The following is a 13,156-nucleotide window of genomic DNA, read 5'->3' on the forward strand; positions in this document are numbered from 1 at the left end:
ATTGCCGTGCTATAAGGACCTTTATTTGAAATGATGACTTGATTCAATTAATCTTCCATATTTTTCTTCTTAACGTTTTCTCAGGCCATCTGAAAACAATAAACAAAAAAAGCAGACGGATATGTCTGCTTTTTTGAAAACACATTATCTAAAATCCAAATATTACAGCGCGTCTTTCAATGCTTTACCAGCACGGAATTTCGGAGTTTTAGCGGCTGCGATAGTCAAAGGAGCACCGGTTTTAGGATTACGGCCTTGACGCTCAGCACGCTCACCAACGTAGAAAGTGCCGAAACCGACCAAAGTTACGGTGTCGCCTTTTTTCAGTGCATTGGTAACGGCATTCATCATACCGTCCAAAGCTTTGGCTGCGGCAGCTTTAGAAATATCAGCTTCTTGAGCAATGGCTTCAATCAATTCAGACTTGTTCACAATAAGTCCCTTTCTATCGTTTGAAATAATGAAAGCCCCAACTATCGGGCGTTTAAGGTACAAATCTTGTACGTCTACGACTTTATAACAAGCCTAAAATCGCCGTGTCAAGCTAAAAGATGCGGAATCTTGAAGATTTGCAAAGAATTTTTATCAATCACCGCATCTTTTACAACACCCACATATAAATTTAATGCTTGGTGGCCTTTACGCTTGACTTGTTACGTGATTTGGACAGTGTAGAATCCTCGGTGGTTCCTTCATTTTTCCAAGGTTCCGGCTGGCGTTCCAATCCGAAAGCCAATACTTCTTCTATCCATTTAACAGGATGAATCGTCAGCCCGTCTTTAACATTATCGGGAATTTCTTCCAAATCTTTGACATTGTCTTTCGGAATCAGCACATGCTTGATGCCTCCGCGAAGCGCAGCCAACAGCTTTTCTTTTAATCCGCCAATCGGTAATACTTCACCGCGCAAAGTGATTTCTCCGGTCATGGCCACATCTGCGCGTACCGGAATCTGTGTAAAAGCAGATACCATAGCCAAAGTCATCGCAATGCCGGCACTCGGACCATCTTTCGGCGTAGCTCCTTCGGGCACATGGACATGGATGTCTTTTTTCTCGTAAAAATCAGGAGAAAGCCCGACTGCTTCGGCACGTGAACGTACGACACTCCAAGCTGCCGATACCGACTCTTTCATCACATCACCCAATTGGCCGGTACGCAAAATATTACCTTTACCCGGCAAAGCCACCGCTTCAATAGTAAGCAGCTCGCCACCAACTTCGGTCCATGCCAAACCGGTTACTTGGCCTACGCGATTTTCATCTTCTGCAACACCATAATCAAAACGGCTGACACCTAAATAGTCATGTAGATTTTCCTTGTTAACCTTTACGGCTTTCGGTTTTGAACTACGTGTTGTTTTCACAGCTTTTTTATCTTCTGTCAAAGTGATTTTCATCACTACTTTACGGCAGATTTTAGCGATTTCGCGGTCAAGCGAACGTACGCCTGCCTCTCGGGTGTAATAACGTATGATGTCGCGCACCGCACTTTCATCAATAATCAATTCCCCGTCTTTCACGCCGTTACGTTTCATTTGCTTAGGAACAAGGTACTGCATCGCGATATTGATCTTCTCATCTTCGGTATAGCCGGACAAGCGGATGATTTCCATACGGTCAAGCAATGCGGGAGGAATGTTTAAGCTGTTTGATGTTGCAATAAACATCACGTCGCTCAAATCATAATCAACTTCAGCATAATGGTCCGCAAACTTATTGTTTTGCTCCGGATCCAAAACCTCTAAAAGTGCACTGGCGGGGTCGCCACGAAAATCACTGCCTAACTTATCGATTTCGTCTAATAAAAAAAGCGGATTTTTCACACCGGCCTTTGCCATATTTTGCAGGATTTTACCCGGCATAGAACCGATATAAGTGCGCCGGTGTCCACGGATTTCGCTTTCATCGCGCACTCCTCCCAAAGCCATACGCACATATTTGCGGCCTGTTGCTTTGGCGATAGACTCACCCAACGAGGTTTTACCTACCCCCGGCGGACCTACTAAGCACAAAATCGGGCCTTTGATTTTATCCATGCGTTTTTGCACGGCTAAATATTCCAAAATGCGTTCTTTGACTTTTTCCAAGCCGTAATGATCGGCATTCAATATCAAATCTGCTTTGGCCAAATCTTTGCTTACGCGTGATTTTTTCTTCCACGGCAGTTCAAGCAAGGTGTCGATGTAGTTGCGCACGACGGTAGATTCGGCCGACATCGGCGGCATCATTTTCAGTTTTTTAAGCTCGGACAAGCACTTTTCTTCGGCTTCTTTGGTCATACCGGCTTCTTTAATCTGCTTCTCCAACGCCTCCAGCTCGCCGCGTTCGTCTTCTTCGCCCAATTCACGCTGAATGGCTTTAACCTGCTCGTTCAAATAGTATTCGCGCTGCGATTTTTCCATTTGACGCTTCACGCGGCCCCGGATGCGTTTCTCGACCTGCATGATGTCGAGTTCCGCTTCAAGTTGGCCCAGCAGATACTCCATGCGTTCGGCAACACTGACCGTATTCAATACTTCCTGACGTTGTTCCAATTTCAACTGCAAATGTGCTGCAACGGTATCAACCAAACGGCTGTTATCGGTAATGCCGTGAATAGTACTGATCACTTCGGCCGGAATTTTTTTGTTCAATTTGGCGAACTGATCGAACTGCGAAAGCAGTGTGCGACGCAACGCTTCCATATCGGTACCGTCGACATCAATATCGTCTGCCATTTCAACATGGGCAAGAAAAAATTCACCCGCATCCTCAACGGTAAGCGCCTGTCCGCGTCGGATACCTTCCACCAATACTTTTACCGTTCCGTCAGGTAGTTTCAATACTTGTAAAACTTGGGCGACGGTACCCATTTTGTGCAAATCTTTCGGATCCGGCTCTTCATCGTTAGGATCACGTTGGGCGAGCAAAAATACCGGCTCGTCTTTTTCCATTGCCATATCGAGTGCGGCAATAGATTTCGGTCTGCCCACAAACAAGGGCAGCACCATGTGCGGATACACCACTACATCACGCAGCGGTAAGGTAGCCAGTGCAATGTATTCCTCAGAATGTTTGTCTGTTGCCATTTTTCATCTCTAGTCGGTTAATAATTCAGTTGCGGCCTAAGTTGGGCTGAACGGCTTTATTTCAAGTCTTGAAAAATCGGTTCGGCAGATGCATGTTGACACCAGATGCAACGCCATAATGTTTGCGTTAAAATATTGCTTAAATCTAAATATTGATTATATCGCTTAAAGGCCGTCTGAAACCTTTTCAGACGGCCTCAATTAAGGAAGTATTATGTCTGAAGAGACCAAAACATTGATTGAATTTCCCTGTACTTTCCCTTTAAAAGTAATGGGAGCGCAACATCCTGATTTCGAATCGGCGATTTTGGAGACCGTACGCCTGCACGCACCCGATACGCAACCCCATGATATTAACGTACGCCCCAGCAGCAAAGGCAATTATTTGGGCGCAACCGTACAAGTTTATGTAACCAACCAAACACAGCTCGACAACATCTATCGCGCCTTAACTTCGCACGCTTTGGTGAAAGTGGTGCTGTAACCATGAAAATCGTGCAACTGGGGCTGGCCGAGTACCAACCCGTTTTTGAGGCGATGAAAGCATTCAATGCCTCGCGCACCGACAATACCGAAGATGAATTATGGGTGGTGGAACATCCTCCCGTATTCACGCAAGGGCTGGCGGGAAAACCGGAACATCTGCTGATACGGGACGATATTCCCGTAGTGCAAATCGATCGCGGCGGGCAAATTACTTATCACGGCCCGGGCCAATTGGTTGTTTATACGCTGATTGACTTTAAACGCCGCAAAACCAGCGTCCGCCATATTGTATCCGCGCTTGAAAACAGCATTATTGCCACATTGGAGGAATACGGTATTGAAGCGGAGGCCGATCCCGCCCGCCCTGGAGTATATGTAAAAGGATGCAAAATTGCATCACTCGGTCTACGCATCAAAAACGGTTCGGTTTATCACGGCCTTGCACTCAATGTAAACATGGATTTAAGCCCGTTCACCCACATCAACCCCTGCGGATATGCGGGTATGGAAATGGTTCAGATGGCCGATTTTCTCAACCCGTGCCCTTCAATTGCCGAAGTAGCAGAAAAACTTACCACACACCTCATCAAACAACTCGCCCCGAAAGACACCGTATCATGAGTGAAAATAAATTAGACAACAGCCAAGGCGTAAAACACAAAGGCGCAGCGAAAACAGCCCGTATTCCAATCAAAATCGTTCCGCTTGAAGAAAAACTCAAAAAACCCGAATGGATTCGCGCCAAACTACCTTCCGGCAAGAAGTTTTTTGAAATCAAAAACATCCTTCGCGATCAAAAAATGCATACCGTCTGCGAAGAAGCCAGTTGTCCCAATATCGGCGAATGCTTCAGTAAAGGTACCGCCACCTTCATGATTATGGGCGACATCTGCACCCGCCGCTGCCCTTTCTGCGACGTAGGTCATGGCAGACCCAATCCGCTTGATCCCGACGAACCCAAAAACCTCGCCGACTCCGTAGCAGCTATGAATCTGCGCTACGTTGTGATCACTTCGGTTGACCGCGACGACTTGCGCGACGGCGGGGCACAACACTTTGCCGATTGCATTGCCGCCATTCGCGAAAGAAGCCCGCATACCAAAATCGAAATCCTTGTTCCCGATTTCCGCGGACGTTTGGATATCGCCCTCGACATCCTCTCACGCACACCGCCCGATGTGATGAACCACAATCTCGAAACCCATCCGCGCCTCTACAAACAGGCACGCCCGGGTTCCGACTACAAACACTCGCTTGAACTGCTGCGCCGTTATAAGGAAATGCAGCCCGGCATCCCCACCAAATCCGGCATTATGGTCGGCTTGGGTGAAACCGATGAAGAAGTACGCGAAATCATGCGTGATATGCGAGAGCACAATATCGAAATGATTACCGTCGGCCAATACCTGCAACCTTCAGACGGCCACTTGCCCGTACTGCGCTACGTAACTCCGACACAATTCAAAGAATTTGAAAAAGAAGCCTACGCTATGGGCTTTACCAATGCAGCTATCGGTGCAATGGTACGCAGCAGTTACCACGCAGACGAGCAAGCCTCTCAAGCTTTGAAGGAGTTGTGATTCAGCCGGGTACGACTCATTGCTGTTTGATACAATAAAAACGAGCGGAAAGAAATCGAACACGACATCATTCGATTTCTTTCCGCTCATTTTGATTATTCCAATCTAGGCAGCCGTTGCCGTATAGCAAAAGGCCGTCTGAAAATTTCAGACGGCCTAAAATCAAATTTTACAAAATCAGTCTATCGCCAGCACCGGAAACGATTTCACCACATCATCAACCGCTTTCACACGCACCAGAAAATCTTCTAATTTCGCCAACGGCAGCGCACTCGGACCGTCACATTTTGCTTCATCGGGATTCGCGTGCGATTCCAAAAACAAACCTGCCAAGCGCGTACCCATGCCTGCCAGAGCCAAATCGAGCACCTGGCTGCGGCGGCCGCCCGATGCGGCGGCACCCGATTCGCGCTGTTGCAGCGAGTGAGTAACATCGAAAATTACCGGCAGATTGCCGCAGGTTTTCTTCATCACGCCGAAACCAAGCATATCAACCACCAAATTATCGTAGCCGAACTGTGCGCCACGTTCGCACAAAATCACTTGTTCGTTGCCGGCTTCTTTAAACTTTTCAACAATGTTTTTCATTTGTGAAGGGCTTAAAAACTGCGGCTTCTTCACATTGATTACATTGCCGGTTTTCGCCATCGCTACTACCAAATCGGTTTGGCGTGCCAAGAATGCAGGCAGTTGGATTACGTCGCATACTTCGGCAACGGGCTGACATTGGTACGGCTCGTGCACATCGGTAATCACGGGCACATCGAATTCTTTTTTCACGGCGGCAAAAATTTTCATGCCTTCGTCGAGGCCGACTCCGCGGTAGGAATGGATAGAAGAACGGTTGGCCTTATCGAACGATGCTTTGAACGCATACGGAATACCGAGTTTTTCGGTAACTTTAACGTAATGTTCGCAGGCTTTAAGGGTGGAATCCAAATCTTCCAGCACGTTGATGCCGCCGAACAGGGTAAACGGCAAGTCGTTGCCGACGGTGATACGATTGATTGCTACATTCATGATATGGCCTCGCTTGTTTGTGAAGGCCGTCTGAAAACGGTTTTGCAGTGCACTACTGTTTTCAGACGGCCTCGATGTTTGCTTATAAAACGGTATGCGGCGGCTCGTAGTGAATGATGCCGCGGATTTTGTTTTGCTCGTTTACCAACACGACTTTCGGCTCGTGTTTGGCGGCTTCTTCGTTACTCATCATCACATACGACATAATGATTACGATATCGCCTTTCTGCACCAAGCGTGCCGCAGCACCGTTCAGGCAGATCACTCCGCTGCCGCGTTCACCGGAAATGGTGTAGGTTTCGAGGCGTGCACCGTTGTTGTTGTTGACAATTTGTACTTTCTCATTCACGCAGATGCCTGCTGCATCGAGTAAATCCTGATCAATGGTAATGCTGCCGACATAGTTGAGATCGGCTTCGGTAACGGTGGCGCGGTGGATTTTGCCGCCGAGCATGGTACGGAACATGGTTTTCTTTCTTTTTTAATGTGAAGCGGAAAAGCGGTAAGGCCGTCTGAAAAGGCTGTTATTGTACACCCATTGGAAAAATCTTTATATCAGGCCGTCTGAAAAAATGCTTCTAATCCTTACGGCTTAGTTCGTTACTCTTTCGGACTAATCTTTTCTATACCGATGTTTGGAACGCACCGTGCTTTCTGCCGATATTCAGTAGACAGATAGAGGCGTAAGGTTGCACTGTAAAAAATTATTTACTTTAGTTCGCACCAACCGTTAATTTTTGTATGGTGGTGCTGTCGAAAGGGCTTCCATAATGTCTTCTCTGAAATACAAACGTTATGCCGTGCTTGCTTCCAGTACATGGTCGTTTACCGTCTGCTTCATGATTTGGATGATGTTGGCGGTGGTCGGTATTCCCGTTAAAAACGAGTTGGGTTTGAGCGAAACCGAATTCGGTATTTTGGCGGCCACTCCCGTGCTTTCCGGTTCGCTGGTGCGTGTGCCGCTGGGTATCTGGACCGACCGCTACGGCGGCCGCATCGTGCTTTTCCTACTGATGCTTGCATGCGTGCCTGCGGTATTCCTGATGCAGTATGCCGACCATTTCTGGCAATTTTTGGTTATCGGTTTAGTGATGGGTTTGGCCGGCGGTTCGTTTTCGGTGGGCACGCCGTATGTGGCACGCTGGTTTCCGAAAGAACAGCAAGGTTTGGCGATGGGAGTATTTGGTGCGGGTAACGCAGGTTCCGCTTTAAATAAATTCTTGGCCCCCGCGCTGATTGCTTACGGAACTTGGCATCTGGTACCTACCGTGTATGCGGCCATTATGCTTGGCACGGCTATTCTTTTCTGGTTTTTCTCTTACAGCGATGACAGCCATAAGGTTTCATCTTCAGTTACCCTCGGTCAACAGCTCGCCCTTTTGAAAGACCCGGGCGTATTGCGTTACAGCCAATACTATTCTGTGGTATTCGGCGGTTATGTGGCACTGGCTTTGTGGATGACTAAATACTATGTGGGCGAATACGGCCTGAACCTACAAACGGCTGCGTTTTTAGCTGCCTGCTTCTCGTTGCCCGGCGGTGTGTTACGCGCATTCGGCGGTTATCTTTCCGACAAATTCGGTGCGTATAAAGTTACTTGGGCGGTGATGTGGGTTTGCTGGGTATGCTTCTTTATTTTGTCTTATCCGCAAACCGAACTGATGATTAAAACCACCCACGGCGGTTCCGTGAGCATGCACATCGGCCTGAACGTAGTGGTGTTCACCATTCTGATGTTTACCGTAGGCGTGGCCATGGCAGTAGGCAAAGCCTCTGTATTCAAATTCGTGGCTGACGATTACCCGACCAACATCGGTGCTGTATCCGGCATCGTCGGTTTGGCCGGCGGTTTGGGCGGTTTCCTGCTGCCGATAATGTTCGGTGCATTGGAAGATTTGACCGGCATACGCTCCACCAGCTTCATGCTGCTCTACGGCACGGTATGCATATCACTAATCTGGATGCACTTTTCGTTTAAAGCCAAACGCCGCGAGTTAGAAAAAGCTTAACCCCGAAGGCCGTCTGAAGAATTCGGATACCTTTTCAGACGGCCTTTCAAAAAAAGAGAGAGCACTATGTCCCACATTATTCAAGATTGGCGGCCGGAAGAAAAAGATTTCTGGCAAAACACAGGCCGACCGATTGCACGCCGCAATTTATGGATTTCGATTCCCGCCTTATTACTGGCTTTCGCCATCTGGCAGGTATGGAGCGTGGCGGTAGTCAACCTGCCCAACATCGGCTTCAAATATTCGCCAAACCAGCTTTTCTGGCTGGCCGCTCTGCCCGCTTTATCGGGGGCGACATTGCGGATTTTCTATTCGTTTATGGTGCCGGTGTTCGGCGGTCGCAAATGGACGGCCATTTCCACCGCCAGCCTGCTGTTGCCAGCGGTAGGTTTGGGTTTTGCCGTGCAAAATCCCGACACCGGCTACATCACCATGATGGTTCTGGCGCTGTTGTGCGGCTTTGGCGGCGGTAACTTCTCTTCCAGCATGGCCAATATCAGCTTTTTCTTCCCTAAAGCGGAAAAAGGCACGGCTCTCGGCCTGAATGCAGGTTTGGGCAACCTCGGTGTATCCGTGGTGCAATTCGTGGTGCCGCTGATCATCACCGCAGGCGTGTTCGGCGCGTTGGGCGGCGAGGCGCAAACTTGGGTGAAAGACGATGTTACCAAGCAAATCTGGCTGCAAAACGCCGGCTTTATCTGGGTGCCGTTCATCATTCTTTCCACGCTGGCCGCATGGTTCGGCATGAACGATCTGGCTTCCGCCAAAGCCAGCTTTAAAGACCAAGCCGTTATTTTCACCCGCAAGCACAACTGGATTATGTGCATTCTGTATCTAGGCACATTCGGTTCGTTTATCGGTTTTTCGGCAGGTTTTCCACTGCTGATTAAGAGCCAATTCCCCGATGTAGACCCCGTTAAATATGCGTTTTTAGGCCCGTTGGTCGGTGCGCTGGTACGGCCCTTAGGCGGTTGGCTGTCCGATAAAATCAAGAGCGGCGCACTTATCACCCAAATCGTGTTTATCGGCATGATAATCGCCGTGTTCGGTGTGATTTCCTTCCTGCCTTCAAACGGACAAGGAGGCAGCTTCTGGGGCTTTTTCGCCTGCTTCATTGCCCTCTTCGCCCTCACCGGCCTCGGCAACGGCTCCACTTTCATGCAAGTACCGGTTATCTTTCTAAACATGCACCAGAAATTTGCCGATCAAGGTTTGGTATCGAAAGAACAGGCGTTATTGGATGCGAATAAAGAAGGCGCGGCCGTTATCGGCTTTACCGCCGCATTCGCGGCTTACGGCGGTTTCTTTATTCCGAAAAGCTACGGCACTTCCATCGCCTTGACCGGCAGCGTGAACGGCGCATTAATCGGCTTCATCATCTTCTACGCCGTCTGCGTGTTGCTGAACTGGTGGTTCTACGCCCGCAAGGGTGCTGAGGCGAAATGCTGATCTGAAAAAGGCCGTCTGAAAAAACTTTCAGACGGCCTTTTTTTAAAACAGTTACTTCATTTTTTCTACAAGCCCAATTCCTGTAAAAAACGGATATCATCGGCCCAACCGGATTTCACTTTAACCCACACTTTCAAAAACACCTTAATATCAAAGAGTTTTTCCATATCCAACCGTGCTTCGGTAGAAATTTTCTTCAATTTCTCGCCGCCTTTACCGATCACAATCGGTTTTTGGTTTTCTTTGTCCACCAACACGGCGATATAGATGTGATACATGCCGTTTTCTTCTTTAAACTGTTCCACTTCCACATTCATGGCATACGGCAGCTCTTCGCCCAGATAGCGGAATAATTTTTCACGCACGATCTCCATCGCCAAAAAACGGCTGGATTTATCGGTAACCATATCTTCGGGATACATCGGAATGCTCTCGGGCAAATACGGTTTGAGTTTTTCCAGCAGGTTGGCAATCCGTAAGCCGTGTTTCGCGCTCACTACTTCCGCATCGGCAAAATCAAACTCGCTGCGTACGCCGGCGATAAATGCGTCCAAAGCCAATTTGTCTTTAGCCTTGTCTTTATCGATTTTGTTTACCACCAAAACCACCGGCGTATGCTTGGGAAGCTGTTTCATCACCGTGCGGTCGGCTTCGGTAAAACGCATCGCTTCGATAACAAACACAACCACATCCACGCCGCTTATGGCTTCGGTTACGTTTAAATTCAAACGGTCGTTAAGGGCGTTGCGGTGGTCGGTTTGGAAACCCGGGGTGTCGACAAACACAAACTGCGCCGTGTCATCGGTATAAATACCCGTAACCTTGTGGCGTGTAGTTTGCGCTTTTTTACTGGTGATGCTGATTTTCTGGCCGATAAGATGGTTCATCAGCGTCGATTTACCCACATTCGGGCGGCCGACAATCGCCACAAAGCCGCAGTGGTAGCCGTTGGCATCGGGTATGGCGGTTACGTTTTCAATATCCATATTTTCTTTCTTTCGGTTTGCCGAACCGTGGTGCGCCGGTTCGGGCATTTTCAGACGGCCTCAAACACTATCTGATTTTATTTTTTAACTTTCAGGGGATGCTTCTGTTCCAGCCAAGCAAATGCTTCTTTGGCCGCATATTGCTCGGCTTGGCGGCGGCTATTGGCTTTGGCAAGGGTGATGCAGCCCAGCTCGCCCAAATCACAGGCAACGGTAAATTCGGCTTCATTGCCTTCTCCGACCTGTTGCTCGATGCGGTATTTCGGCAACCCAAAACGGCGTGCCTGAAGCGCTTCTTGCAATAAAGTTTTCGGGTCTTTGCCCTGATGCTCGCTCTCGGCTTTTTGAACACGCACGGTAAACAAGCGGCGTACGGCATTTTCGGCAGTAGCAAAATCGGCATCAAAACTGATGGCGGCAAAGGCGGCTTCTACTGCGTCAGCAAGAATGGAAGGCCGTCTGAAACCGCCGCTTTTCAATTCGCCCTGCCCTAAAAATAAAGCATCGCCGATATTCAATTCAGCAGCGATTTCCGCCAGCACATCCTGATTAACCAAGTTTGCCCGCATACGCGACAACCTGCCTTCGGGCAAATCCGGAAAAGTATCAAACAGCATTCGGGCAACGGTGTAATTGAGAATGGCATCGCCCACAAACTCAAAGCGTTCGTTATTGCGGGAGGAAAAACTGCGGTGCGTGAGCGCCCTTTCAAGCAAGGCGGGTTGTTCGAAGATGTAGCCGAGTTTATTTTGAACCTGCAGCAAAGCCTGCTGCTTTCTGGAATCGGGTTTCATATGTGCTTTCGTAAAATCAGCCCGAATGCTTTTCAACACTTAACCGGCAGATACGGTAATAAATGCAGAAAAGGTTTAAAGCTGAGGTATCGATAATTTGCGCAGGCCGTCTGAAAACGGTTTTTCAGACGGCCTGAAGCGGGTATTGTACCGTATCCGGTGTATGGGAAACAGCAGCACTTCATAATTTTAAAGGCCGTCTGAAAAACCGTTTTCAGACGGCCCGACAATTAAATCTTAATATTGCCTTTAGCAAAACGGTAATACAGCAATCCGCCCACAACCATACTGATCACCAAAGAAAACGGAGCCAGATGGTCAATTATTTTGAAAAACGCATTATCTACGTTCATATCGGAAAGCAGCACAATGGCAATACTGAGTGCAGAAGCCGGAACAAGCGCTTTGATGGCGGCACGGTTGTAGCCGTTTTGATACCAATAAACACCTTCGGGCGTATCGTCAAACAAATCGTCGACCTGTATCACACGTTTGCGCAAACGGTAGTAGTCTACCAAGATAATGCCGTACATCGGCCCCAGCGTACCGGCCAAAAGATCGATAGTATGGTGGATAACCTGCGGAGAATTGTATAAGTTCCACGGCAGGATAACCACCGACAGCACCGCCGCAATCATGCCACCGAAACGCCAACTGATACGGCCGGGATAAAGGTTGGAAATATCGTTGGCGGCGGAAACGAAGTTTGCCACGATATTGGTGCCCACCGTAGCGGTAACGAAAGTGAACGACAGCAGCAGCACAATGCCGATATTGTCGATTTTGGCCACGATGCCCAAAGGATCCATAATCATTCGGCCGAAAATCACCGGCGTACCGGTAATGGTAATGATGGCGGTCAGCGCAAATGCGGTAAAGTTTACCGGCAGCCCCCAAAAATTGCCCACTTTCACATCTTTCATCGAACGGCAAAACCGCGAAAAATCACCGAAATTCAGCGTGGGGCCTGCAAAATAATTCACAATCAGCGACATACCTACCAGCATTGCGCCGATGGTCTGCCAAAAATTCAATTGTTCGGTAGAAAGCGAAAAACTGATGTTTTCCCAGCCTGCATGGTAAACAATCCATATCATCAACAAAAACATCACGATATAAACCGCCGGGCCGGAATAATCCAAAAACACTTTGATGGCTTCCATTTTCATCAAAAACAGTAGGGTCTGCATCGACCACATGATGAAAAAACTTATCCAGCCCAAATAAGACAAGCCTAAAAATGCAGTCTCGTTCCAAGAAATAAGGGAAGGAAAAAATTTAAGCAGAATAATAGTGAGCGCAATAGAAGCCAGATACGTTTGAATGCCGTACCAAACAATCGCAATAATACCCCGCAGCAAAGCCGGAATATTGGCACCGTAAACACCGAACGACATACGGGCGATAACGGGGTAAGGCACGCCGGCCAATTGGCTCGGTTTAGCCAACAAATTGGCCATCACCATCACAATGGAAATCCCGAGAATCAATGTAATAAAAATCTGCCAAGAGGTCAGGCCGAGAGCAAACAACGTACCGGCGAAAATATAACCCCCGACACTGTGCACATCGGACATCCAAAATGCAAAGATGTTGTACCAGTTCCAAGTTTGCTTGGCAGGTAGCAAATCGTCGTTTGTCAAACGCGGATTGGACGGCTTGATTCGTTTCAACTTCTTGATATAGGCAGGCATACAAGCTCCTCAAGAGTAAGCAACGCAAAAGAAATTCAGACGGCCTCAAAACATCCAGCCACCAATGC

The 13,156-nt window shown here is 48.3% G+C and carries 12 protein-coding genes; 5 read left to right on the plus strand and 7 right to left on the minus strand.

Features of this window, described 5'->3' with window-relative positions; genetic code table 11:
* Positions 1 to 162: 162 nt before the first annotated feature.
* Together EL216_RS02255 and lon are read right to left on the minus strand one after the other, a co-directional pair.
* Entirely contained in the window at positions 163 to 432 is a 270-nt protein-coding gene (locus EL216_RS02255; protein WP_085389847.1) for an HU family DNA-binding protein, read from the minus strand.
* A 190-nt stretch (positions 433 to 622) separates the two neighbouring features.
* A complete protein-coding gene (lon, locus tag EL216_RS02260; RefSeq protein WP_085389848.1) occupies positions 623 to 3,070 on the minus strand; it encodes an endopeptidase La in 2,448 nt (815 codons plus the stop codon).
* A gap of 214 nt (positions 3,071 to 3,284) precedes the next feature.
* Between lon and EL216_RS02265 the strand changes: the two genes are divergently transcribed.
* From EL216_RS02265 to lipA, 3 genes are read left to right on the plus strand one after another with little or no spacing between them, the layout of a single operon-like run.
* On the plus strand, positions 3,285 to 3,554 hold the full coding sequence (locus tag EL216_RS02265) for an HP0495 family protein (RefSeq protein ID WP_085389849.1): 270 nt from the start codon (positions 3,285 to 3,287) through the stop codon (positions 3,552 to 3,554).
* Between the two features lie 2 nt (positions 3,555 to 3,556).
* Positions 3,557 to 4,177, plus strand: coding sequence for a lipoyl(octanoyl) transferase LipB (gene lipB, locus EL216_RS02270; RefSeq protein WP_085389850.1), 621 nt, complete (start codon positions 3,557 to 3,559; stop codon positions 4,175 to 4,177).
* Complete coding sequence (lipA, locus tag EL216_RS02275; RefSeq protein WP_085389851.1) at positions 4,174 to 5,136, plus strand: lipoyl synthase; 963 nt, start codon at positions 4,174 to 4,176, stop codon at positions 5,134 to 5,136. Before lipB ends, lipA begins: the two co-directional genes overlap by 4 nt.
* Before the next feature lie 177 nt (positions 5,137 to 5,313).
* Here lipA and kdsA read toward each other — a convergent pair whose 3' ends face one another.
* Both kdsA and panD read right to left on the minus strand, forming a co-directional pair.
* A complete protein-coding gene (kdsA, locus tag EL216_RS02280) occupies positions 5,314 to 6,156 on the minus strand; it encodes a 3-deoxy-8-phosphooctulonate synthase (protein ID WP_085389852.1) in 843 nt (280 codons plus the stop codon).
* Positions 6,157 to 6,238: 82 nt separating this feature from the next.
* The gene (panD, locus tag EL216_RS02285; protein WP_085389853.1) at positions 6,239 to 6,622 is read right to left on the minus strand and encodes an aspartate 1-decarboxylase; all 384 of its coding nucleotides are present in this window, start codon (positions 6,620 to 6,622) and stop codon (positions 6,239 to 6,241) included.
* Between the two features lie 304 nt (positions 6,623 to 6,926).
* Between panD and EL216_RS02290 the strand changes: the two genes are divergently transcribed.
* Positions 6,927 to 8,165, plus strand: coding sequence for an MFS transporter (locus EL216_RS02290; protein WP_085389854.1), 1,239 nt, complete (start codon positions 6,927 to 6,929; stop codon positions 8,163 to 8,165).
* 66 nt (positions 8,166 to 8,231) lie between these two features.
* On the plus strand, positions 8,232 to 9,614 hold the full coding sequence (locus tag EL216_RS02295) for a NarK family nitrate/nitrite MFS transporter (protein ID WP_085389855.1): 1,383 nt from the start codon (positions 8,232 to 8,234) through the stop codon (positions 9,612 to 9,614).
* Between the two features lie 65 nt (positions 9,615 to 9,679).
* On the opposite strand, the gene era is transcribed toward EL216_RS02295, so the two are convergent.
* The 3 genes from era to EL216_RS02310 form a co-directional block, all read right to left on the minus strand.
* The gene (gene era, locus EL216_RS02300) at positions 9,680 to 10,600 is read right to left on the minus strand and encodes a GTPase Era (protein ID WP_085389934.1); all 921 of its coding nucleotides are present in this window, start codon (positions 10,598 to 10,600) and stop codon (positions 9,680 to 9,682) included.
* 77 nt (positions 10,601 to 10,677) lie between these two features.
* Entirely contained in the window at positions 10,678 to 11,394 is a 717-nt protein-coding gene (gene rnc / locus EL216_RS02305) for a ribonuclease III (protein ID WP_085389856.1), read from the minus strand.
* Positions 11,395 to 11,624: 230 nt separating this feature from the next.
* The gene (locus tag EL216_RS02310) at positions 11,625 to 13,088 is read right to left on the minus strand and encodes an NCS1 family nucleobase:cation symporter-1 (RefSeq protein WP_085389857.1); all 1,464 of its coding nucleotides are present in this window, start codon (positions 13,086 to 13,088) and stop codon (positions 11,625 to 11,627) included.
* Between the last annotated feature and the right edge of the window lie 68 nt (positions 13,089 to 13,156).

The sequence above is a fragment of the Neisseria animaloris genome (genome assembly GCF_900637855.1).
GTDB lineage: Bacteria > Pseudomonadota > Gammaproteobacteria > Burkholderiales > Neisseriaceae > Neisseria > Neisseria animaloris.